General features: G+C 65.0%; 22 protein-coding genes and 1 pseudogene. 8 read left to right on the forward strand and 15 right to left on the reverse strand.

Annotation, left to right across the window (positions count from 1 at the left end):
• Positions 1–12 precede the first annotated feature (12 nt).
• The 7 genes from RhoFasB10_RS21160 to RhoFasB10_RS21190 form a co-directional block, all read right to left on the reverse strand.
• Positions 13–696, reverse strand: coding sequence for a Tellurium resistance (locus RhoFasB10_RS21160; protein ID WP_068430154.1), 684 nt, complete (start codon positions 694–696; stop codon positions 13–15).
• A 39-nt stretch (positions 697–735) separates the two neighbouring features.
• On the reverse strand, positions 736–1,149 hold the full coding sequence (locus tag RhoFasB10_RS21165; RefSeq protein ID WP_068430156.1) for a CoA-binding protein: 414 nt from the start codon (positions 1,147–1,149) through the stop codon (positions 736–738).
• A 9-nt stretch (positions 1,150–1,158) separates the two neighbouring features.
• Positions 1,159–2,283 (reverse strand): YbfB/YjiJ family MFS transporter, encoded by a 1,125-nt coding sequence (locus tag RhoFasB10_RS21170; protein ID WP_068430552.1) that lies wholly within the window; start codon positions 2,281–2,283, stop codon positions 1,159–1,161.
• 22 nt (positions 2,284–2,305) lie between these two features.
• A complete protein-coding gene (locus RhoFasB10_RS21175; protein ID WP_167678415.1) occupies positions 2,306–3,178 on the reverse strand; it encodes a sucrase ferredoxin in 873 nt (290 codons plus the stop codon).
• Positions 3,175–4,425: a cupin domain-containing protein gene (locus RhoFasB10_RS21180; protein ID WP_167678468.1), complete on the reverse strand. Its 1,251-nt coding sequence runs from the start codon at positions 4,423–4,425 to the stop codon at positions 3,175–3,177. Before RhoFasB10_RS21180 ends, RhoFasB10_RS21175 begins: the two co-directional genes overlap by 4 nt.
• Before the next feature lie 5 nt (positions 4,426–4,430).
• Positions 4,431–4,685, reverse strand: coding sequence for a BatC protein (locus RhoFasB10_RS21185; RefSeq protein WP_068430160.1), 255 nt, complete (start codon positions 4,683–4,685; stop codon positions 4,431–4,433).
• A gap of 92 nt (positions 4,686–4,777) precedes the next feature.
• Positions 4,778–5,404 carry a hypothetical protein gene (locus RhoFasB10_RS21190; protein WP_167678417.1) on the reverse strand — a complete coding sequence of 209 codons (627 nt, stop codon included), beginning with the start codon at positions 5,402–5,404 and terminating at the stop codon, positions 4,778–4,780.
• Positions 5,405–5,436: 32 nt separating this feature from the next.
• Between RhoFasB10_RS21190 and RhoFasB10_RS21195 the strand changes: the two genes are divergently transcribed.
• On the forward strand, positions 5,437–5,853 hold the full coding sequence (locus RhoFasB10_RS21195; protein WP_346764450.1) for a hypothetical protein: 417 nt from the start codon (positions 5,437–5,439) through the stop codon (positions 5,851–5,853).
• 8 nt (positions 5,854–5,861) lie between these two features.
• On the opposite strand, the gene RhoFasB10_RS21200 is transcribed toward RhoFasB10_RS21195, so the two are convergent.
• Both RhoFasB10_RS21200 and RhoFasB10_RS21205 read right to left on the reverse strand, forming a co-directional pair.
• On the reverse strand, positions 5,862–6,515 hold the full coding sequence (locus RhoFasB10_RS21200) for a response regulator transcription factor (protein ID WP_167678419.1): 654 nt from the start codon (positions 6,513–6,515) through the stop codon (positions 5,862–5,864).
• A gap of 36 nt (positions 6,516–6,551) precedes the next feature.
• Positions 6,552–7,754 carry a histidine kinase gene (locus RhoFasB10_RS21205; protein WP_167678421.1) on the reverse strand — a complete coding sequence of 401 codons (1,203 nt, stop codon included), beginning with the start codon at positions 7,752–7,754 and terminating at the stop codon, positions 6,552–6,554.
• Between the two features lie 158 nt (positions 7,755–7,912).
• Here RhoFasB10_RS21205 and RhoFasB10_RS21210 point away from each other — a divergent pair, with 158 nt between their 5' ends.
• The gene (locus tag RhoFasB10_RS21210; protein ID WP_068430172.1) at positions 7,913–8,482 is read left to right on the forward strand and encodes a DUF4352 domain-containing protein; all 570 of its coding nucleotides are present in this window, start codon (positions 7,913–7,915) and stop codon (positions 8,480–8,482) included.
• 62 nt (positions 8,483–8,544) lie between these two features.
• Here RhoFasB10_RS21210 and RhoFasB10_RS21215 read toward each other — a convergent pair whose 3' ends face one another.
• Both RhoFasB10_RS21215 and RhoFasB10_RS21220 read right to left on the reverse strand, forming a co-directional pair.
• Positions 8,545–8,823 carry a hypothetical protein gene (locus RhoFasB10_RS21215; RefSeq protein WP_068430175.1) on the reverse strand — a complete coding sequence of 93 codons (279 nt, stop codon included), beginning with the start codon at positions 8,821–8,823 and terminating at the stop codon, positions 8,545–8,547.
• Between the two features lie 12 nt (positions 8,824–8,835).
• On the reverse strand, positions 8,836–10,542 hold the full coding sequence (locus RhoFasB10_RS21220) for a sodium:solute symporter family protein (protein WP_243636795.1): 1,707 nt from the start codon (positions 10,540–10,542) through the stop codon (positions 8,836–8,838).
• 156 nt (positions 10,543–10,698) lie between these two features.
• On the opposite strand from RhoFasB10_RS21220, the pseudogene RhoFasB10_RS21225 reads away from it, so the two are divergent.
• The 6 genes and pseudogenes from RhoFasB10_RS21225 to RhoFasB10_RS21250 all read left to right on the forward strand — a co-directional run bounded on the left by RhoFasB10_RS21225 (position 10,699) and on the right by RhoFasB10_RS21250 (position 17,649).
• Positions 10,699–11,481 (forward strand): annotated as a pseudogene (locus RhoFasB10_RS21225) (DeoR/GlpR family DNA-binding transcription regulator).
• Complete coding sequence (gene galT, locus RhoFasB10_RS21230) at positions 11,478–12,563, forward strand: galactose-1-phosphate uridylyltransferase (protein ID WP_167678423.1); 1,086 nt, start codon at positions 11,478–11,480, stop codon at positions 12,561–12,563. The pseudogene RhoFasB10_RS21225 and the gene galT overlap by 4 nt, the downstream one beginning before the upstream one ends.
• Entirely contained in the window at positions 12,560–13,642 is a 1,083-nt protein-coding gene (locus RhoFasB10_RS21235) for a galactokinase (RefSeq protein ID WP_167678425.1), read from the forward strand. Before galT ends, RhoFasB10_RS21235 begins: the two co-directional genes overlap by 4 nt.
• Positions 13,643–13,697: 55 nt before the next feature.
• Positions 13,698–15,284, forward strand: coding sequence for an MFS transporter (locus RhoFasB10_RS21240; protein ID WP_167678427.1), 1,587 nt, complete (start codon positions 13,698–13,700; stop codon positions 15,282–15,284).
• Between the two features lie 161 nt (positions 15,285–15,445).
• Positions 15,446–16,699 (forward strand): DUF4185 domain-containing protein, encoded by a 1,254-nt coding sequence (locus RhoFasB10_RS21245; protein ID WP_167678429.1) that lies wholly within the window; start codon positions 15,446–15,448, stop codon positions 16,697–16,699.
• A gap of 62 nt (positions 16,700–16,761) precedes the next feature.
• Positions 16,762–17,649: a TetR family transcriptional regulator gene (locus tag RhoFasB10_RS21250; RefSeq protein ID WP_114330818.1), complete on the forward strand. Its 888-nt coding sequence runs from the start codon at positions 16,762–16,764 to the stop codon at positions 17,647–17,649.
• Here the strand turns inward: RhoFasB10_RS21250 and RhoFasB10_RS21255 are convergent.
• The 4 genes from RhoFasB10_RS21255 to RhoFasB10_RS21270 are packed head-to-tail and all read right to left on the reverse strand — an operon-like array spanning position 17,646 to position 20,063.
• Entirely contained in the window at positions 17,646–18,137 is a 492-nt protein-coding gene (locus tag RhoFasB10_RS21255) for a flavin reductase family protein (protein WP_068430190.1), read from the reverse strand. The two genes, RhoFasB10_RS21250 and RhoFasB10_RS21255, sit on opposite strands and share 4 nt — an antisense overlap.
• Positions 18,134–18,478, reverse strand: coding sequence for a hypothetical protein (locus tag RhoFasB10_RS21260; RefSeq protein WP_068430192.1), 345 nt, complete (start codon positions 18,476–18,478; stop codon positions 18,134–18,136). The genes RhoFasB10_RS21255 and RhoFasB10_RS21260 overlap by 4 nt, the downstream gene beginning before the upstream one ends.
• Positions 18,475–18,891, reverse strand: coding sequence for an SRPBCC family protein (locus tag RhoFasB10_RS21265; RefSeq protein WP_167678430.1), 417 nt, complete (start codon positions 18,889–18,891; stop codon positions 18,475–18,477). Before RhoFasB10_RS21265 ends, RhoFasB10_RS21260 begins: the two co-directional genes overlap by 4 nt.
• Before the next feature lie 2 nt (positions 18,892–18,893).
• Positions 18,894–20,063, reverse strand: coding sequence for an LLM class flavin-dependent oxidoreductase (locus RhoFasB10_RS21270; protein WP_167678432.1), 1,170 nt, complete (start codon positions 20,061–20,063; stop codon positions 18,894–18,896).
• Between the last annotated feature and the right edge of the window lie 6 nt (positions 20,064–20,069).

A 20,069-nucleotide genomic window follows, 5' to 3' on the forward strand; every position in this document is an offset into this window, starting at 1 on the left:
GTGGGCGGACCTCTATTTACGCCCCGCCGTCCAGCGCATTCCCCACCCGTATGCCTTGTCGAGCTCGGCCTGGCCGCCGTCGATGTACTTGACCTCGCGGGTGACGGTGAAACCCTGGCCCGAGTTCTGCAGAAGTGCGATCGCGCAGATGCGGGCGGCATTGCTGGCTGAATCCAGTCGCACTTCGACCTGCGGTCCGCTGGTGGGGAACAACGTGACGACACCGTCGACGGCAGCCCAGTTAGGAGCGCCCTCGTAGATCATCGCGAAGATCAGTATTCGTTTGAAGCGGGCGGGGTTCGCCAGGTTGACGTGCATGTTCTCGCCACCCGCGACGTTGCCGGATCGGTCGTCGCCGTCGAGAGCGATGAACGGGTGACCCTGGACCGAGCCGAAGCTGTTGCCGAGGGCCTGAACGACGCCTTTCGACCCGTCGGCCAGCTCGTACAGACAACCCAGGTCGAGATCGACTGCGCTCGGTGCGCTCGCGGCCGCGGCGAGCTTGGCGAAGAAGCCCTGCTTCTTCGGTTGCGCCGGCGCCCCGCTCGACCAGTTCAGGTTCACGCGCATGGTGCCCTGGGACTCACCCTTCTTGGCCAGGCTGACCGTGGGCGCAGCCTTGGACAGCGTCACCTTGCCGAGGTTGACGCCGGACGCACCGGAATCGGACGGTCTGCGGGTGTTGTCGATCGCCATGAGAAGCCTTTCGGAGATGTCCTTTTCGTGTGGTTCAGGCTACGGTCTACGCCGCCATTCGATGGCCGGGCAGGTGTCCATAACCATTGCAACCCCAGCGGCGGTCGTGCGTTCGAACGCTGCCTCGTCGACGACGCCGAGCTGAAACCACACGCCCTTAGCGCCCACCGCTACCGCCTCGTCGGCGAACCGGCCTGCCGCCTCGGATCGTCGGAACACGTCGACGACATCGATCGGGAAGGGGACGTCGGCCAGCGTCGCGAAGCCCTGTTCGCCGAGCACGGTCGGTGCGTCGGGGTGAATCGGAACGATTCGTTTGCCGCGTTGCTGCAACAATTCGGCAATGGAGTACGCGGTTTTGCTCGGATCGCCGGACAGACCGACCACTGCCCACGTCTCGAGGTCGTCGAGCATGAGGTCGACTGCTTTCGGGTCTTGCCACGAGGTAGTCATGACCGCAAGTTACACCTCGGCACGGACATCGGTCTGCAGTCGTGCGACCGCAGCGGCGCCGATCGTGCCGAGAGCGAGAACGACCGCGGCGACGATGAACGCGACGGTGTACGAGTCTCCGATTGCCCGTGCGACGACCAGCGGCCCGAGGACTTGGCCGACACCGTAGACCGTGGTCAGGGCGGCGGCCGTGCGGCCGATGGGCAGGCGGGCGGCGGTCGTGAGAGTCAGCAGCGTGATGCCCATGAACGTGCCGCCGAACAGGACGGCCGAGACGACGGCGACGGCGGAGTTCGAGGTCAGCGCTGGGAGCAGCGCGGAGATCGTCTGCAACGAGAATGCAGCCACCAGTGCGCGTTTCGTCGTGATGCGACGAGCGACGGCGTGCCACAGGACGGTTGCGGGCACCGCGGCCAGGCCGACCACGATCCAGACGGCAGGGCCGACCGACGAATTTCCGTGACCGCCGACCGCTGCAACGAGGAATGTGCCGACGATGATGTAACCGAGGCCTTCGAGGAAGTACGTGGCCAGCAGGACCCGCCAGATGGTGCGATCACGCGTCGACAACGGGTTTTCGCCACCGCCCGAACGGGATTCGGCGTGGATGCGGAGGGCGAGCGCGGGCGCAATCAGAATCGCCGTCAACAATGCCGAGCAGAGCCACAGTCCTTGCCACGAAAGGTGCGGCGCTGCAACGAGTGTGAGAATTCCCGACGCCGCGATGCCGGTGCCGACCCCGCCGAACGTCACACCGGGCGACGCCTTGGCATGATGTGCGACGGTGCTGGCGCATCCGAGAAAAATTGCCGCACTGGCCATACCGGCGAGCAAGCGGAGGAACGAGAACAATGCGGTGCTGTCCACGGCAGCCATGGCGAGCTCGCTGACGACGAGCACGACTGCCCACGCTCTGAACGCCGCGGTGGTGTTGACGCCCGGCCGAATCGACAGCACGACTGCGCCCAGGAGGTAGCCCGCGTAGTTCGCGGTGGCGATGACCGCGCCGCTGCTCGGGCTGACGCCGGCCGAGTCGACCATGATCGGCAGAATCGGTGTGAACACGAACCTGCCGACGCCCATGGCGGCCGCGAGTCCTGAGGCGGCGGAGAGCGAGACGCGTCGGCCAGTCATCGATTGATCCACTCGGCGCACGCTACCCAACCGGTGACATGGAGATGACGTCGAACCTACGAACCGGGCCTGCCTGCGTGGCTCTGCACGTCGTGGTGATGGGGTCGGACATCCCCTGCTCGAGCCGCACTTCGACATGCCGGCCGTAGTGATCGAGAACGACGGTCCACGACGACCCGTCCTGTCGTTCGGAAACCGGATGAAGGGTGTCGATTCGGTTGTCGGACAGCGCAACTCGTGCGTGGTGCTGTGCCGCCTGTGCGACGGCTGACAGCGAGCAGCGTCCGCGGAAAAAACGGGGATCCACCATTCCCTCGCCGTGTAGACGGACGATCTGCTCTGCATCCGCGTCGTCGACGTTCCCGTAATACAAGCCCTCGGGAAAGACCACCATTGTGCCGGCGAACCGATCGCCGCCGAGGTGCGAGCATTCCCAGGTGATCTCGCTGTGCGCGGTCATGAGCGCAGGCAGAACTCGGCGCCCGCGCACCGCGCAGCATTGGTCGTGACGGCCGTGAGTGCATACCGCGACGATGGGGTCGGTCGACAGCGTCCCGGCAGGATCGTCGACGTCGAGTTCCAGAACGTCCTCGGGACGCTCGACCTCACCCCAGCGAATGCTTTCCGTGCCGACGCGAGCATCGACGACGGCCCAGCGCCACCGACCCTCACCGCGGTGACGGCCGGGGCGTCGAATTGCCAGGCTGCGCATACCGGCGGCCTCCACGTGCCGCGCGATACCGAAACCGAGCGCGGGTGCGAGAACGCGGTCGGAATTCACGAACGCCGAATGTCCCCACGCGCCGTCGATTTCGAGCAGAAACCAGCGCCGACCCGCGGATGCGGTTCCCGCCAGAGAATCCCCACGCGAACGCGCGGCCTCACTGCACGTCACGACGCCGGTACCAGTACGCCTTCCCGAAGGAGGCGTCGGGCCACGACGATCGCGCTGCCGAGGTCGAGTCCGACGAGTTCGCCTACGCGGCAGGGCTTTCGAGACCGCAGCTGGTGTATCGCGTCGGCGCATTCATCGGGAAGGGACACGGTCTTACCGCGTAGTCCGAGGTGAATCTTGCCGCCGCCCTGCGTGATCGCCGGGTCGAGTCCCTGCCTCCACATCACGACGCTCTCCGCGCCCAGGTCGTTCATGAAATCGACGGTGCGCAGTGGATTCACCGGCTCGGGTCGTGTGATGTCGGAGAAGCGCCTGCCGAGGCGTTCGGCGATGCGCCGACGTGCAGACTCGTCGGTCCTGAGCTGCTGCAGCACGTGAGCGACGTCGTCGATGACTCGATCCACATGGGGGAGCACGGCGTCGGTGTCGGTCGGATCGATGCCTGCGGGAAGGGGCGCACGCAGAGCGGCCTCGTCCTGGAGCGCGCCGAACAACTGGTGCGCGACGTCGTATCGATTGAGCGACGCGACCCCGATGGTCAAGTGAATCGTCGTGTCGCCCAATGCTTCCGCGGAGTGGATCCAACCACGAGGAAGGTACAGGACATCGCCGGGCCGAAGCACGGTGTCCATCGCGGGAGTGTCGCGTGCACGTTCCTCGACCGCCGACGTGCGGTCCGACCACGGCTGATTCGACAGCGGATGTGTGTACACGGGAGGGTGCAGGATCCAGCGCTTCTCGCCACTGATCTGCAGCACGAACACGTCGTGCACGTCGTAGTGCGGAGAGAATCCTTTCGACGACGCAGGCGTGATGTACGAGTTGACCTGCGTCGGGTGCCCGACGTCGTCGACCAGATCGCGGACGAAGTCGATCAGCGGCGGCCACAGGCGGTGCAAACCCTGGAGGACCAGTGTGTGCCCGTCGGCGAACGCGGACAGGATGGCGGCAGAGTCCAGTTGATCGGTCATTTCGGCGCCGAATCCGCCGGACGACGTGAACTGCGATTTGTCCAGCAGCGACCCGTCCTTGGCCATGCGCGCGAACGGGGTGCGGACACCGCGATGCGAGACGAGCTCGTCGACTGCCGCAGGCGTCATCAGGTCGTCGAACGATCCGGGAAGCTCGGAAGCGCGCGACAGAAGGGGCTGTCGGCCCCAGTAGTCGTCGGCGAAAACTCGTTCGTCGACGGAGATCAGACGGCCCAGCGCGGACCGGTTGCCCGATCCGCGCTGGTCGTCAGCTATGTGGCTCAAGCCGTGCCGTCCGCACCGCCGTCGTGGCCGCTGGGGTTCGAGCCGCCGTCGGCGGGGCCTTCGCCGGGTCCTGCCGTGCCGTCGGCGCCGCCGTCGTGGCCGCTGGGGTTCGAGCCGCCGTCAGCGGGGCCTTCGCCGGGTCCTGCCGTGCCGTCGGCACCGCCGTCGTGGCCGTTCGGGTTCGAGCCGCCGTCGGCAGGTCCTTCGCCGCCCGAGCCGCTCGTCGTGATGTCGTCGTCGTTGATGCTCATCGGATGCCTTTCGGTCGACGTACCTTCTTTTCAGGCGCGGGCCTGCCGCGCTCCGACCGAGGATTGACGGTCGATCACACTTTCAAACTCGATCACCTGGGAAGACGGCTTTCGTCCGATTTCTCGGGGAGGGTGATCGTCGACGACCGGGCGATCGCGTCGGCGACATAGGTGTCGGCATCGACATCGAACGGGGACGCGGCGACACCTCGTCCGATCGTCTGCACGTAGCGGTCGGCGGGTGTCCCGCGTTCACGGACCGTCGAACTGGTGACGGTCACCGCCGGGATGCCGTCGATGTCGGGAAGGCGGAGGACGGCGTCGTATTTACCTCGGAAAGCCTGGCCGCGCCGGTCGATGTCGAGAAGTCCGACGGTTCCGACCTCGATTTCGGTGGGCTCGACCACATCGATGTCGTCGACGACGTTCTCGACGGCGAGTAGGTGCGCGAAATGGTCGTGCTCGACGAGGTATCCGTGGGCGACAGACCGCACGTCGCCGCGCTCGGTGGACACGAACGCGGCCGAACCCGTCCACCGCTGGGACACCCCGGCGAAGTACAGGGCGTGGTCGATCCACAGCCAGCGGTCGTCCGCGGGCGGCGCCGGTGACGGAGCCGGAGGATGGAAGCCGAACTCGCCGTCAGCGGCCGACCCGGTCAGATAGGTCCGAAACCGCTCTGCCAGCAGATTCGAGCCGTAGGAGACGTACCAGATCATGCTGCCCACGGTAGCGTCCTACGCTGGCAACAGTGACGACACGAACGGTGACGCCCGAGTCCTTGGGCGCCTGGGTGATCAAGTGCAACCCGAACACGACGGACCTCGGGCCGATGATCGCCGCCGGCAGAGCGCACGAGAACTGGTGTGTCGCCTCGAACTATCGGACGCGGCTGATGAGTGCCGGTCAGCGAGTGCTGTTCTGGGTGAGTGCACATCCTCGACGCGGATTCTGGGGCGCCGGCGTCGTGACCGGCAGCGCGGTTCCCGGGCCTCGGTGGAAGATTGCCACCGACATCGAACTCTTTGCCGAGCCCGTCCTCGCATCGGCGATCAGGAACGTGCAGGGTCTCGACGGTCTCGAGGTGTTTCGCTCACCGCAGCAATCCAACCCGTCGTGGGTGGACCGGGAACAGTTCGCACTTCTGGAACCGCTGCTGCCGATCTGACGCGCCGCTCAGGTCACCCACCCGGCGCGGAAAGCATCGAGTGCTGCCTCCACCCGGTTGGAGACACCCAACTTGGTGAAAATGCCGTTGATGTGCGTCTTCACCGTCGTCTCGCTGAGGAACAACTTCTTCGAGATAGCCGACGTGGTGGCACCGGAAGCCATGATGCACAGCACTTCTCGCTCACGCTCGGTGAGCGAGTTCAGTGCGGTAGGTACCGCCTGCGGCGCCGGGGCCTGTGACGCCACGATTCGTCTCAGCGAGTCCTTGCTGAAGACCGTGTTGCCCGTGGCGACCCCGCGTACAGCGAGATGAAAGGTTTCGGGCGCTTCGTCCTTGCTGACGAAGCTGTGCGCGCCTGCCGCGACCGCCTGCATGACGAGGTCGTCGACGTCCAGTGCCGTCATCGCGATGACGGCAGGCGGGTTCTGCAGCGTCATGAGCCGACGGGTGGCCTCCAGTCCGCCGACGCGCTTCATCTTCAGATCCATCAGCACCACGTGCGGACGGAATGTACTCACGGCCTGCATGACTCGGTCACCGTCGTCGACGTCGGCAGTCACCTCGATGTCGCCCGTGGCAGCGAAGATGTCACGAACTCCTGCGCGCACGAACCGATCGTCGTCGACGACGAGAACTGTGATGATGCCCGGTGCTGTCATGGTGCGCGAAGCTTACGACGCGCCACCGACAGAAGTTCACGTGTGCCAGGGAAGCCAGGCCTGGACGACGAATTCGCCGGGGACGACTTGTGCTTCGAAGGTGCCGCCGATCTGACGAACCTGCTCGCTCAACCCCGTCAGACCGGTGCCCGATCCGTGCGCGAACGCCGGTGCACCGGTGAGGTGATTACGGACTACGACGCGGAGTCCGACGTCGCTGTTGCCCTGCACGCCTACATGAATCGGCGCGCCCTGTGCATGCTTCTGGGCGTTGGTCAGCGACTCCTGCGCGACGCGATAGGCCACCTGACTGGTGGACGCTCCCAGGTCTCCGGGCGCCAGGTCGAGCGAGTAGGTGACATGGGTGCCGGCGTCGCGGACGCTGTGCACGAGATCCGACACCCCTTCGATGCTTCGCCGTCCGCCCGCGTAGTCGCCTGTGCCGCGGAGCACGCCGATGATGCGCCTCAGGTCGTCGAGCGCGTCGTGGGCGGTCTGCCTGATCAACGACGCGGTGTTGGCGACTTTCTCGGGTCCTTCGGTGCTGTTGACTTGCAATCCGCCCGCGAACAACGAGATTCGACTGAGGCCGGCCGCCAACGTGTCGTGCATGTCGCGCGCGATTCGAGTGCGTTCGGCGACGAGAATTGCTTCCTCACGCAGCGCGTCGGATTGCTTGGCATACCGGTCGCGAGTGTGAACGGCAGCATCGAGATCCGACTGGGTGCGGCGTAGAACAGCAAGACCCGTGACCGCACCGACAAGCGCCAGCGCGACGAGCCAGGCGATCCACAGCGGGACGTTCCAGTCCGGGACAGGCCCGTCCTCGACTGTCTGGGTGCCGACCGTCAGCACCGAATAGTCACGCCGACGGTACGCGTCGTAGGTCAGGGAGACGCCACAGGCGACGAGCACGACGCCCGCGGACAGCCCCAGTCTGCGACCAGTCGCGAATCGTGCGACGGCATACAACGCGATGAGAGCGGCGGTCGCATCGGTCTCGAAGAACAGCGGGCCGGCAACGGCGAGACCCAGTACGACGAACGGCTTGTCGTGCCGCCAGATCAACGCGAACCCAGCAACGAGGTTCAGCGTCACCCCGATCCCGTAGTTCCACACCGGGACGTTGTCGGCAGTCGATGCGAGCCCGACGGTCATCAACGAGCAGAACACGCTGAAGGTCACGGCAGCCGTCGTCCACACGCGGCGACGCCACCTGCTGGGAGTGCTCGTGCTCATGACCGGAAACGATACGGTCGCCCGCCGACACGAACGCACCGGTCGTTCGGTTCGAACCCCGACCGAAAGGATGAGACGGTTCGTCCGTTCTGCCGAAGTGGTGACCAGGCCCGCTGCGGTGTTCTTGTCCCATCGCTCACGAACGAAGGGATTACATCATGACCACACCGCAGCCCGTCGCCACCGAACCGAAGCGCAACTGGTTCTTCCGGCATAAGATCCTGACCGGAATTCTCGCGCTGATCGTTCTCGTCATCGTGGTCACCGCGGTCAACAGCGGATCAGGAGACACCAGCACGTCGAGTCCCGGAGCCCCGGCCCCCGAGGCGACGGAACCGGTCGTCGGCCTCGGAACCCCGGTGCGCGACGGCAAATTCGAGTTCGTCGTCACCGGCGCTCAGCCCGGAGTACCCAGCGTCGGACAGGATTTTCTGACCGAGACCGCGCAGGGCGAGTACGTGCTCGTGACGATGTCGGTCCGCAACATCGGTGATCAGGCGCAGAGTTTCACGACGTCGGCGCAGAAGCTGCTCGACGGCCAGGGGCGTCAGTACTCCGTCGACGACATGGCGACCATCGTGCTCGATCAGGGGATCGCGTTCGAGCAGATCAACCCGGGCAACTCGATCGAGGCGACGGTCGTCTTCGACGTTCCTGCGGGCACAGTTCCTGCCGAGATCGAACTGCACGACTCGGTGTTCTCAGGTGGTGTAACCATCGGGCTGTAAACCCCACGTGCACGAAAATACATAGAGGGGTATGTATTTTCGTGCACGTGCGCCGAAGGCGCCTATTTGTCCCCGACGACCGCAGGCCGCGCGAGTGCCCATCCACCGAATGTCAGCGCGAGAGCGAGCATGACGAGCCCGACCCACAGGTTGGCGCTCGTTCCGACGCTCATGTCGACCACGTTGTTCGACGGCGAGGAATGGGTCTCGTTGCCGAACACCGACGGGAACAGGCCCGCCAGCGTCAGCAGAATTCCGTAGATGCCGAGAAGCGCGCCGATGACGGAACGGATGTCGAACAATCGCGCGATCGCGCTGGGCTTCGAATCTGGTGAGGTCATGTCAGTGCCCTATCAGTGGAAGACGATGTTGAGAACGACGACGAGGCCCAACGCGAAGCCTGCCAACGGAACCGGCCGCTTGAACCACGGGTTGGTGGCATCTTCGGGGTCGGCGAACATCTCGCGAGGAGTCTCGGAGTACACGAAGCCGACCAGTTCCTTCGCCGGTTTCGGTCGGGTCACCATGCTGACACCGATACTGACGACGATGTCGACGACGAACGCAGCGGATGCGGCCACGAACGGCATGCCCTGACCGGGCAGGTTGATCACCCCGACCTCGGACAGGACGAACACGAACACCGCTGACGCCGTTCCGGACACGAGCCCGATCCACCCGGCCGCGGGCGTCATCTTCTTCCAGAACATACCGAGGATGAACGTGGCGAAGAGCGGTGCGTTGAAGAATCCGAACAACGTCTGCAGATAGTCCATCAGGTTGGAGTATCCCGACGCGATCAACGCGGTGAAGATCGCGAGAATCGTTGCGACGACGGTCGCGACGCGTCCGACCGTGATGTAGTAGCCGTCCTCGCGATCCTTGACGATGTACTGCTGCCAGAGGTCGTAGCTGAACACGGTGTTGAACGCCGAGATGTTCGCGGCCATACCTGCCATGAACGCGGCCATCAGACCGGCGACGGCGACGCCCAGCAAACCGTTGGGCAGGATGTCGCGCATCATCAACAGCATGGCGTCGTTGTAGGTGATGTCGCCGGTGCCGTTCTGCTTCAGGTTGATCATGTCGCCGATGGCCGCGGCCGCGATCATGCCGGGGACCACGACGACGAACGGCACCAACATCTTCGGGATCGCGCCGATGATCGGGGCTCGCCGGGCTGCGGACATCGAATCGGACGCCATGGCGCGCTGCACCTCGACGAAGTTCGTCGTCCAGTAGCCGAACGACAGCACGAATCCGAGTCCGAACACGATGCCGACGATGGACAGGATCGGGGAATCGAAACCGCTCAACGCCTGCCCGGGCCACGACGAGAGCTGTTCACCCGTCGACGCGGTGACACTGCCGTCGGTGACCGTCGGGACGACCTTTTCCTTCAGCCCGGACCAGCCGCCGACCTTGATGAGCCCGATGACCGTCAGCGGCACGAGCGCAGCGAGGATGACGAAGAACTGCAGCACTTCGTTGTAGATGGCGGCGGACAGGCCGCCGAGGACGGTGTACGTCAACACGATTGCCGCGGCGACGATCAGCGACACCCAGAGCGACCATCCCAGAAGGGTTCTCACGACGGTCGCGAGCAGGAACAGGTTGACACCCGCGATGAGGATCTGCGCGACGGCGAAGCTGATCGCATTGACCAGGTGCGCTTTGGAATCGAACCGCTTGCGCATGAACTCAGGAACGCTGCGCACCTTCGAGCCGTAGTAGAACGGCATCATGACGATGCCGAGGAACAGCATCGCCGGGATCGCTCCGATCCAGTAGTAGTGCATCGTGGCAAGACCGAGCTGGGCGCCGTTGGCGGACATGCCCATGATCTCCACGGCTCCGAGATTCGCGGACACGAATGCGATGCCGGTGACCCATGCGGGTAGCCGACGGCCGGAGAGGAAGAAGTCGAGGCTCGTCGACAGTTGTCGGCGGGCTACGTATCCGATTCCGAGGACGAATACGAAATATACGGCGATGAGGACGTAGTCCAGCGCGTTCGTGTTGAACGACAACGCGCCTTCTGCCGCAAGGTTCGACGTCACGCGTCAACCTCCCTGGTCGAGTGAGCTGGCTCACGGTCGTGAGCAATGTGAACATAAAGTAACAGAGCCAAACATTTACGTACAGATTCGACCGTTATTTGCCGGCTCGATGTTTGGTAATGTTCGATTTCACCAGGGACTCGGAGGTAGAAGCGGATGCTCGCAGCAGAGCGGCATGAACGAATCATGTCGGCGCTTCGCGCGGAGGGTGCCGTCAAGGTCGTCGACCTCGCGGACAGTCTCGACGTGTCCGAGATGACCATCCGGCGTGACCTCGACGTTCTCGACGAGCGGGAGGTTCTGCGCAAGGTGCACGGTGGCGCGATCGCCCGCGACAACCGAGGCGTCGAACCACCGTCGACGGCGAAGGCCGCACGTCAGCACGCGGAGAAGGTGGCGATCGGTCGAGCAGCTCTCGGAGCGGTCGAGGACGGTATGACCATCGCGGTCAGCGCAGGAACCACGACGCTCGAGCTGGCCAAGCTACTGCGCGGACGCAGTTCGATCACCGTCGTCACCAATTCGATCCCGATCTTTTAGGAGCTGACCGGGCACCCGTCGGAACCCGACCCCATCGTGTACCTGACGGGAGGATCGCGCACGCCGTCCGATGCGCTGGTGGGTCCGGTCGCCAACGCGGCGCTGGATTCTTTCCGTGTCGACGCGGTCTTCCTCGGTGTGCACGGATTCGACGTCGAATCGGGGCTGACTACACCGAATATCGCTGAGGCAGAGACGAATCGACGTCTCATCGCCACCGGTCGGCGACTGTTCGTGCTCGCCGACAACACCAAGTACCGCGAGGTCGGAACCAACGTGTTCGGACGGATGTCGGACGTCCACACGCTCGTCGTGGACGACGGACTCGCGTCCGCCGACCGCAGGGCACTCGCGAAACATGTCGACACCATTGTCGTAGCCGAGACGGAGAATGCATGAAGATCACACAGGCGGCGCTGGCGGACGGTCGCGAAATACTCTTCTTCTCGTTGCCCGGCAACGACGTTCGTCCGGTGCCGGATGTGAGGCCGCTGTCGCCGCGCCCCACCGTCGCGCAGTCCGAGGTTCGTCGTGACCGTCAGACCGGTGATTGGATCGCGATCGCCGCGTTGCGTCAGGACCGCACCTACAAGCCTCCGGCCGATCAGTGCCCGCTGTGTCCGTCCCCGCGAGGCGATTCGAGTGAGGTGCCGGCCGCGGACTACGACGTTGTCGTGTTCGAGAACCGTTTCCCCAGCCTGTCGCACGCAGGACCTGCCGCCGAACCGCTGGACCCGGAAAGCGATTCGGGTCCCGGCGTCGGCCGCTGCGAGGTCATCTGTTTCTCCAGCAACCACACGACGTCGTTCTTCGAACTGAGTCACCAGCACGCACGGCTCGTCGTCGACGTCTGGCGTCAGCGGACGGAAACGCTGTTGGCGATGCCGGGGATCGAGCAGGTCTTCTGCTTCGAGAACAGGGGAGAGGAAATCGGCGTCACGCTGTCCCACCCGCACGGCCAGATCTACGGCTACCCGTATCTGACGCCGAGAACGACGTCGATGCTGCGTCAGGCTCGCACTTTTGCCGAGAACAACGACGGCGCAAACCTTTTCGAGGACATCCTGGCCAGAGAGATTCAGGACGGTGTCCGAGTGATCGCGTCGAACGGGCAATTCACGGCGTTCGTGCCGTTCGCGGCGCGCTGGCCGGTCGAGGTGCACATCTATCCGAATCGCCACGTGCACAACCTGACCGACCTCACCGAACCGGAGCTCGACGGGCTCACCGACGTGTACCTCGACGTGCTAGGTCGGTTCGACCGAATGTATCCCACACCGCTGCCCTACATTTCGGCGCTACATCAGTATCGACCGGATCGCGGTCAGCAGGACGGGTACTTCCACATCGAATTGATGTCGGTGCGTCGGTCCGCCACGAAGCTGAAATTCCTGGCGGGGTCGGAGTCGGCGATGGACGCGTTCATCACCGACGTGACGCCGGAACAGATGGCCGACCGACTGAAGGAGTTGCGTAAGTGATCGTCGCGCACGCGCCGGGGCGCATCAATCTGATCGGTGAACACACCGACTACAACCTCGGGTACGCAATGCCCATTGCGCTCGAGCAGCGTACGACCGTCCGCTTCGAGCCGGACGACTCCACGACGATCACGCTCGAAACAGACAGGGAGGCAGGGAAGCACGCCTTCGACGTCACCGTACAACCCGGCGACGTCGACGGCTGGGCCGCGTACCCGGCCGGCGTCGTCTGGGCGCTCGCCGAGGCGGGCCACCGCGTCGTCGGCGGCACGATGTCGATCAGCAGCACTGTGCCGATCGGCGCGGGACTGTCGTCGTCCGCAGCGCTCGAATGTGCGGTGCTGTTGGCCGTGAACGAAGCGACCGGCGTCGAACTCGACCTTCTCGATGTCGCGCGGATCGCGCAGCGTGCCGAGAACGACTTCGTCGGCGCCCCGACCGGCCTCATGGACCAGCTGGCGTCGCTCCACGGCGAAGCCGACCGCGCGCTCCTCGTCGACTTCGAGGCGGCCGACGTCACGCCCGTCGACTTCGACCCGGCCAGTCACGGTCTGGCGTTGTTGGTCGTCGATTCCCATGCAGCACATCAGCATTCGACAGGGGAATACGCGGCGCGTCGGGATTCCTGCACACGGGCGGCGCACGTTCTCGGGGCGGATTCGCTCCGGGAAGTGCAGGGGCAGGATGTCCTGAGCCGAATAGACGATCCGACCGACCGTCGCCGAGCACGGCATGTCCTGACCGAGAACGAACGCGTCCTCGACTGCGGAATAGCGTTGACGGCCGGCGGATTCCGCCGCGTCGGTGATCTGATGAATCAGTCGCATGCGTCGATGCGCGACGACTTCGAGATCACCACACCGCACATCGATCTCATCGCGGACTCGGCGGTCCGGCACGGTGCGCTCGGGGCCCGCATGACCGGCGGCGGATTCGGCGGGTGCGTCATCGCTCTCGTCAAGGCCGCCGAGAAAGATGCGATCGCCGAGAAGATCGCGTCGGACATCGCCGAAAGCGGCTACCCGGCACCCACGATCTTCACCGCCCGTGCGGGCGCGGGAGCCGCGGTACAGCGGTGACAGTCACCCTCCCCGGGTGATTCGTAGGCGGCAGCTCCCGGCGCATCATCGGAGGATGCCCGCCCGGGTGAAGTCCGGTTCGTCGTTGGTGCTTGCGGTACTGGCCGCAGGCCAATTCCTGATGACGTTGGACAGCTCGGTGATGAACGTGTCGATGGCGTCGGTCGCGGCCGACCTCGACACCTCCATCACCGGGATTCAGACTGCGATCACGTTGTACACGCTGGTGATGGCGACACTGATGATCACCGGCGGAAAGATCGGCACGATCATCGGGCGCAGACGGGCCTTCGGCATCGGACTGGTCGTGTACGGCGCCGGCTCGTTCACGACGGGTCTCGCACCCGGACTTCCCGTCCTGTTGCTCGGGTGGTCACTGCTCGAAGGCATCGGTGCTGCGTTGATCATGCCGGCCATCGTGGCGCTGGTCGCGGCCAACTTCCCGCCCGAGCGACGTGCAGGCGCCTATGGTCTCGTGGCAGCGGCCGGGGCAATGGCGGTCGCCGCGGGCCCCCTGATCGGCGGTGCCGTGACGACGTTCGCCTCCTGGCGGTACGTGTTCTTCGGCGAAGTCGTTCTCGTCGTGGTCATTCTGGCGGTTCTGCGCCGGGTCAAGGATGTTCCACCCGAGCCTGCCCGGCTCGACGTCGTCGGCTCACTGCTGTCGATCGTCAGTCTCGGATCCATCGTGTTCGGTGTCCTGCGTTCCGGCGAATGGGGTTGGGTGCGTGCGCAGACGGGCGGCCCGGTGATCCTGGGGTTGTCGCCGGTGATCTGGCTGATCCTCGCCGGAACAGTGCTGCTGTACGTCTTCCTGCGCTGGCAAACTCACCTCGCGGCCACGGATGCGCGGCCGCTCGTCGACCCACAACTGCTGCGAAACCGCCAGCTCACCGGTGGCCTGACCATGTTCTTCTCGCAATTCACCGTGCAAGCCGGTGTCTTCTTCACCGTCCCGTTGTTCCTGTCCGTCGTCCTCGAACTCAGTGCGTTGCAGACCGGACTTCGACTGCTGCCGCTGTCGGTGGCGCTCCTCGTCTCGGCCGCAGGCATTCCGCGGATGTGGCCGCGCGCGAATCCCAGACGTGTCGTACGAGCGGGCTGGGCGTCGATGATCGTCGGAATCCTGATCCTGGTCGCTGGATTGGATCCGGGGGCCAACGCGGGGATCGTTGCACTACCGATGCTGCTGATGGGTGTCGGACTGGGTGCGCTCGCGTCGCAACTCGGTGCGGTGACGGTGTCCGCGGTGCCGGATTCGCAGAGTGCAGAGGTCGGTGGACTTCAGAACACGGCCACCAATCTCGGGGCATCCCTCGGAACGGCTCTGATCGGCTCGGTCTTGATCGCCACGCTGAGCGCGTCGATAGTCACTGGCATACAGGGCAATTCGGATGTCCCCGCCGCGGTGAAGGAGCAGGCGTCGACCGAACTGTCGTCAGGTGTACCGTTCCTGTCCGACACACAGCTGCGCGCGGCCGCCGAGGATGCCTCGATCGACGAGGCCAGAGTGAACGACATCGTGCAGCTCAATGCGGATGCGCGTCTCGAAGCTCTGCGCATGGCGTTGTCGCTCACCGCACTCCTGGCGGTGACCGCCCTGTTCTTCACAGGTGCCGTTCCGCAGAGACCGCCCGAGTAGCGTCCCCGCTGCCCGTCGCATCGCTGCATTCCCACGTAAATTACACCAATGTCATTCCGCTACAACGGGGTTTGCCGTTGCCCATTTCTTGCGCAAACAGTCCATTTCAGTAACACTCACCACATCAGTCACACGAGTAACACGACCCCGTGAGGATTCGTATGCGCACACGACGTCGACAGATCGCACTCGGTGCGGCCCTCACTCTGATGACGAGCGGGCTCGCCGTCCTCGCCGGCCCTGTCGCGTCGGCGGAACCGTGTGGAGGACTGGGCGGCCCGGGGTCGTCGCCGCTGTTCGGATCGTCGGGAAGTGGCGACGGCAGAGATCCACGAGGCCCGCAGGGCCCGTTGCCGCGCATCGATACCGGCGCCACGCAGTCGATCGCGTGGGTCACCGGACCGCAGAGTCCCAACGACACGTACGAGACCCTCGGTATCTCGGGCACCGACCTCGGCATCAGCTGGGACAACGGTGCAGGTCAGACGCTGATGGCGTTCGGCGACACCTTCGGTAACTGCTCGGTCACCGGTCAGCAGTGGCGCAGCAACGTTCTGCTGAGGTCGAACGACGACAACCTGTCCGACGGCATCACCGTCGGCCCGGCTGTTCCAGGTGACGTCGACTCGGGCGCGGTCGTGCAGCCACTCGCCCCGAACTTCGCCAGTCAAGTCATTCCGAGCCTCGGACTGCCGAAGGTCGAGGACACGACGATCCCGACCGCGGCCATCTCGATCGACGGCGTCCAGTACATGAACTACATGTCGGTGCGTGAATGGGGAGCGCCCGGGCGGTGGGTCACGAACTTCTCTGCCATCGCCGTCTCGAACGACAACGGCCAGACCTGGGCGACGGCGCCGTCGACGATCCGTGTGAATGCAGGTGTCACGATCCCCGGCGTCGAGCAGGTGGAGGAGAGCAACGGCAAGTTCCAGATGAACGCGTACACACGCGGGCAGGACGGCTACATCTACCAATTCGGTACGCCCAACGGACGATTCGGCGCAGCCTTCCTGTCTCGTGTCCTGCCGGAGAACATTCTCGATCTCGGCAAGTACGAGTATTCGACGGCGGATCCTGCACGACCGTGGTCGACGGATGTCGCCGATTCGGTCTCGGTCGTCGAAGAACCCGTCAGCGAGTTGTCGGTGGCCTGGAACGACTACCTGCAGCGGTACATCATGCTGTACGGCAACGAGGCGAACCGCACGATCGTCGCTCGGACCGCCGAGAAGCCCGAGGGCCCGTGGACCGCGCCGACCACGCTGCTCGACGCCCGTAACACCTCGGGTGGCATCTACGCGCCCTACATTCACCCGACGACCAACGGAAAAGACCTGTACTTCACGGCTTCTCGGTGGTCGGACTACAACGTGTTGCTGTTACGGACGAATCTCTATGCGCTGAGGCCCTAGCCCTGACGCATGTCCGAGTCGTTCGATCGTGCCGAACAATTACGTTCCGTTACGCTGAACAGATGGTGTCCATGGCAGACAGTCCCGGGGTGCACATCGGGGCGCGGGTACGCGAGACCCGGATGGCGACGGGTGTGTCCCTCCGCGAACTGGCGCGACGTCTCGAACTGAGCCCGGCGACCATCACCGCCCTCGAGAAGGGCAGGACCACCATGAGTGTCGATCGGTTGCACGAGATCGCCACCGCGCTCGGTGTCTCGCCCGCCGATCTGTTCGCGACGGGTTCGGCGAGCGTCGCGTCGAGGCGACCCGACGAGGACGAATCGACCACCGGCAACTGGCGCGAGTTCGACGACGTTCCGATGGATGTCGTCCTGCGGGCCGCGCTGGCCTGCATCGTTCGCAAGGGCTACCACGGCTGCTCGATTCGCGACATCGCCGAGGAAGCGGAATCGAGCGTGTCGGCGCTCTACCACTACTACCCGAGCAAACAGGCCATGCTGGTCGCCCTGTTCGAGCTCACGATGACCGATTTGCTGCGACGCGCGACCGCCGCCCGCGACGAGTGCGATCCCGACGATCATGTCGAGCGGTTCTCACGCCTCGTCGAGAGCTTGACGCTCTACCACAGCTACCGCAAGGAGATGGGGTTCGTCGGATCGAGCGAGATGCGCAGCCTCGAAGACGACAGCTACGCAGCCATCGCCACGAAACGCGTTGCGCTGCAGCGAATGGTCGACGTCGAGGTGCAGTCCGGCGTCGACCTCGGCCTGTTCGGAACGAACCGTCCGCACGAGGCCGCGCGTGCCGTCGTCACGATGTGCGTGTCCGTCGCGCAGTGGTACAACCCGCAGGGCGACGAGCAGCCAGAGGAGATCGCGGCTGCGTACGTCCGGTTCGCTCTCGACCTCGTTGCGCACCGACCGGCGGGCGAAGGGCTGAAGCTCTAGCGCTGCAGTGCGTGGAACCCGGCGCGGTAGAACACGAGAGGAGACTCGTCGGCGCCGTCGGTGTCGAGCTGCTCGACTCGCCCGACGACCAGGTCGTGGTCGCCGAGCCGCTGCACGCTGTCGATGGCGCAGTCGATCCAGCCGTGAGCTCCGTCCAACACCGGGGCGCCGGAATCGGTCGGATGCCAACCGATTCCCGCGAACTTGTCCCCGCCGGACTTGGAGAACGCCCGGCAGAGGTCGAGCTGATCGTGGGACAGGATGTTCGCGCAGAACCGTCCGCTGGCAGCGATTTTCGGGAACGTCGTCGATGTGTGCGCGACGAAGAACGCCACCAGCGGCGGGTCCAGCGAGACGGAGGTGAACGACCCGACGGCCATGCCGAGCGGGCTTCCGGCGTCGTCGACCGAGGTCACGACGACGACCCCGGTGCAGAACTGGCCCAACACCGTGCGAAAGTGCGTGGGGTCGTGCGCTGGTGCGGTCATGAGGTCTTTCCTTCCGGTGCGTAGGCGACGACGGTCAGCCCGGCGGGGGAGCGCAGAGGGAGGCGCGATTCGTGGCTACCTCGAACCGGTGTGCCGACGTCCCACCCGAGGTCTTGCGCGGCCCGGGCGACGGCCTCGAGATCGGTCGTCTTCGCGAGAAGGGACCACGCAGGCCCGGATTCGTCGGACAGGCTGATCGCGCCGAAACTGGCCCAGGCCCGGCCGTCGGAGAAGACGGCCGGACCCAGAACGTCGACGAGGTCACGATGCACGTCGGCCCATTCGCTGGTCGAGTGCATGACGGTGACCTTGTCGAACAGTGAAGCAAGACCGGCCGTCACGACTGCGCCAGCCGCCCGGCTTCGTCGAGTGCGGCGCGGTAGATGTCGCCGATGCCGATCTCGAGATCTTTCTCCAACGCGGCCGGGTCGTCACCCGACGCGGTGAATTCCGCGTCCCACGAGACGACCGATCCGGAGCCCGCGGCGTCGACGCGAATCGTCGACACGTACTTGGCCAGCGGCAGCGGCCCGTCGACGTATTCGTACGTGTACGTGCGGTTCTCGTCGTCGTGGGCCACGATGCGTTCCCGCACCGGGTTTCCGTCGGTGAACACACCGTGCCGGACGTCGCCCTCCATCGTGGCCGAGCCGACCGACGGGATCCACGACGCGGCAGCCGCCGGATCGCCGACGACGGCCCACAGCGCGGACGGGCTCTGGGCGAACTCCTGTCGTACCGAGACGGTTGCCATGATCAGGCCCTCCCCAACTCGGCGTTGTACTTCTTCGTCATGTGGTCGACGGCCTTGCGATGCTCGTCGGCCTGGCCCTCGCGGACCGATTCGGCATGGGCTGCCGCATCGAGCATCGGCTGCGCCTGGCCCTGGAAGTACGGCATGACGTCCTGTGCGAACAGTTCGTAAGAACGCCTGGTGGCCTGCGGGTTCGCCCAGTCGTGGCCCTGCAGCAGCAGCGTGCCGAAGCCGCCGGACTGGTCGACGAGTCGTTGCACCTGTGCGCGTGCCTGCTCCGCGGTACCGATGACGCCGATGCCCGACGTGTTGATGAAGTCGATCATCTCTTTCTTGTTCTCACCGCGGACGTCCATCTGCGGGAACGCGGCGACGTGCTGCAGGTAGTTGAACCAGTACTCGATCCCGTGCTCGACATCCTCGTATGCCTGCTCGACGGTCTCGGCGATGTGGAACGGGCCGACGAGGCGCCACGTCGAACGATCCACTTCGTCGGACCGTCCCGCCTGCTCGGCGAATTCCTCGAGCATGCCCCAATGGTGTTGCAGTGCACTGAAGCCGTCGGCGGTCAGGGTGGCGGCGATGGACAGCAGGCCGATGCCGAGCTTGCCGGCGAGGCGAGCGCCGGTCGGCGACGCGATGGCGGCGACGACGACGTCGAACAGCGGATCCGAGTACGGGGCCATCTGGATCTTCGCGTCGAACAACTCGTGCGTGCGGGTCTTCGCGCTGACGGTTTCGCCGCGCAGCAGTCGCATGATGATGTCGGCGTTCTCCGCCAACAGCTCGCGGGTGTCGATCTGCGACAGGCCGAGCATCGCGGCGTCGGTCGGCAGCGATCCTGGACCGAGGCCGAACAGGACGCGGCCGTGGGTGAGGTGGTCGAGCATCACCATGCGCTCGGCCGCCCAGAGTGGATTGTGGTAGCTGACCGACGTGACACCGGTGCCCAACTTGATACGACTCGTGCGTTCGCCTGCGGCGGCGATCATGATCTCGGGGGATGCGTAGATCTCGGCGCCCGCAGAGTGATGCTCGCCGAACCACGCTTCCTCGTAGCCGAGCTTCTCGATGTATTCGACGAGCTCGAGATCGCGCTGGAGCAGAAGCGTCGGGTTCTGTCCGGGCGTGTGGATCGGGGCGAGGAACGTACCGAACTTCAGGCGCGTCATCGGTTC

It is taken from the genome of Rhodococcus sp. B10 (assembly GCF_011770055.1).
Classification (GTDB): Bacteria; Actinomycetota; Actinomycetes; order Mycobacteriales; family Mycobacteriaceae; genus Rhodococcoides; species Rhodococcoides kyotonensis_B.

Bases quoted from the DNA above. Each gene is read 5' to 3' on its own strand.
- RhoFasB10_RS21160 (WP_068430154.1), bottom strand. From the start codon at position 696: ATGGCGATCGACAACACCCGCAGACCGTCCGATTCCGGTGCGTCCGGC.
- RhoFasB10_RS21250 (WP_114330818.1), top strand. From the start codon at position 16,762: ATGGTGTCCATGGCAGACAGTCCCGGGGTGCACATCGGGGCGCGGGTA.
- RhoFasB10_RS21245 (WP_167678429.1), top strand. From the start codon at position 15,446: ATGCGCACACGACGTCGACAGATCGCACTCGGTGCGGCCCTCACTCTG.
- RhoFasB10_RS21215 (WP_068430175.1), bottom strand. From the start codon at position 8,823: ATGACCTCACCAGATTCGAAGCCCAGCGCGATCGCGCGATTGTTCGAC.
- RhoFasB10_RS21170 (WP_068430552.1), bottom strand. From the start codon at position 2,283: ATGACTGGCCGACGCGTCTCGCTCTCCGCCGCCTCAGGACTCGCGGCC.
- galT (WP_167678423.1), top strand. From the start codon at position 11,478: ATGAAGATCACACAGGCGGCGCTGGCGGACGGTCGCGAAATACTCTTC.
- RhoFasB10_RS21190 (WP_167678417.1), bottom strand. From the start codon at position 5,404: ATGATCTGGTACGTCTCCTACGGCTCGAATCTGCTGGCAGAGCGGTTT.
- RhoFasB10_RS21210 (WP_068430172.1), top strand. From the start codon at position 7,913: ATGACCACACCGCAGCCCGTCGCCACCGAACCGAAGCGCAACTGGTTC.
- RhoFasB10_RS21265 (WP_167678430.1), bottom strand. From the start codon at position 18,891: ATGGCAACCGTCTCGGTACGACAGGAGTTCGCCCAGAGCCCGTCCGCG.
- RhoFasB10_RS21200 (WP_167678419.1), bottom strand. From the start codon at position 6,515: ATGACAGCACCGGGCATCATCACAGTTCTCGTCGTCGACGACGATCGG.
- RhoFasB10_RS21240 (WP_167678427.1), top strand. From the start codon at position 13,698: ATGCCCGCCCGGGTGAAGTCCGGTTCGTCGTTGGTGCTTGCGGTACTG.
- RhoFasB10_RS21255 (WP_068430190.1), bottom strand. From the start codon at position 18,137: ATGACCGCACCAGCGCACGACCCCACGCACTTTCGCACGGTGTTGGGC.
- RhoFasB10_RS21165 (WP_068430156.1), bottom strand. From the start codon at position 1,149: ATGACTACCTCGTGGCAAGACCCGAAAGCAGTCGACCTCATGCTCGAC.
- RhoFasB10_RS21270 (WP_167678432.1), bottom strand. From the start codon at position 20,063: ATGACGCGCCTGAAGTTCGGTACGTTCCTCGCCCCGATCCACACGCCC.
- RhoFasB10_RS21205 (WP_167678421.1), bottom strand. From the start codon at position 7,754: ATGAGCACGAGCACTCCCAGCAGGTGGCGTCGCCGCGTGTGGACGACG.
- RhoFasB10_RS21185 (WP_068430160.1), bottom strand. From the start codon at position 4,685: ATGAGCATCAACGACGACGACATCACGACGAGCGGCTCGGGCGGCGAA.